Source organism: Paraburkholderia sp. Ac-20347, from assembly GCF_017104805.1.
In the GTDB taxonomy this organism is placed as follows: Bacteria; Pseudomonadota; Gammaproteobacteria; order Burkholderiales; family Burkholderiaceae; genus Paraburkholderia; species Paraburkholderia tropica.
The window spans coordinates 1-863 of the sequence record NZ_JAAGPN010000632.1; the positions used below are offsets into that span (position 1 = coordinate 1).

An 863-nucleotide genomic window follows, 5' to 3' on the forward strand; every position below is an offset into this window, starting at 1 on the left:
GCGCCTGCCAGCCGAGCGAGAGCGTGTCGGCGGCGGCGTCGAGATGATGGACGACGCCCGCGGCCTGGGCCGCCGCGTGCACCGTCCCCAGCGAGCGATGCGCAGCACGACGCGGCGCGAGACCGAACGGCGCGGCGAACCACGCCCAGGCGTCCTTCGGCTCGGCGGCGGTTTCGAGGTTTTCGCGCACCGACAAATCGTCGAACAGCAGATGATCCTGGAACGTGCGCGTGAGGCCGTGCGCAACGCGGCGATGCGGCGCGAGCGCGGTGACATCGACGCCTTGCACGCGCACGCGGCCCGCTCGCGCGGGGACGAAGCCGGTCAGCGCATCGACGAGACTGCTCTTGCCCGCGCCGTTCGCGCCCAGCACGCCGAGCACTTCGCCCGGCGCGATGCGCAGGCTCACACCATCGACCACGACGGTGTTGCCGTAGGCCACGCGCAAGTTTTCGACTTCGAGCGCGGCGCTCGCGGTGGTAGAGGCATCGGCTTGCGCACCGCTCAGGCGCTCGCGCAACGCGCGTGCATCGAGCGTCGCCGACGGGCTCGCGCGTCGCGGCCATTGCACGAGCGCGCGAAGCGGCTTGCGCCACGCCTCGGGCAGATGCGCGACGCCGCGCAGGATTTGCGCGACCACGCCGTCGGGTTCGCTGATCAGCACGAACACCAGATTGAGCGCGAGCACGAGCGCGACCCAGTCGTTGATTGTGCCGCCGAACGAGAGCAGTTGCGCGAGCGCGCCGCCCGGCGCGAACACGCCCGCGAGCACGCCGCCGAACAGATAGCCCGCGCCCGAGAGCACGGCCATGCTGAGCACCGCGAGCGAATCGGCCCATGCGTAGCCTTCGCCGAAGCGCTGG

General features: G+C 71.6%; 1 protein-coding gene. It reads right to left on the reverse strand.

From position 1 onward, the window contains the following. A partial coding sequence (locus tag G3N97_RS39125) for an ATP-binding cassette domain-containing protein (RefSeq protein WP_205998042.1) occupies positions 1 to 863 on the reverse strand: 863 nt, incomplete at both ends.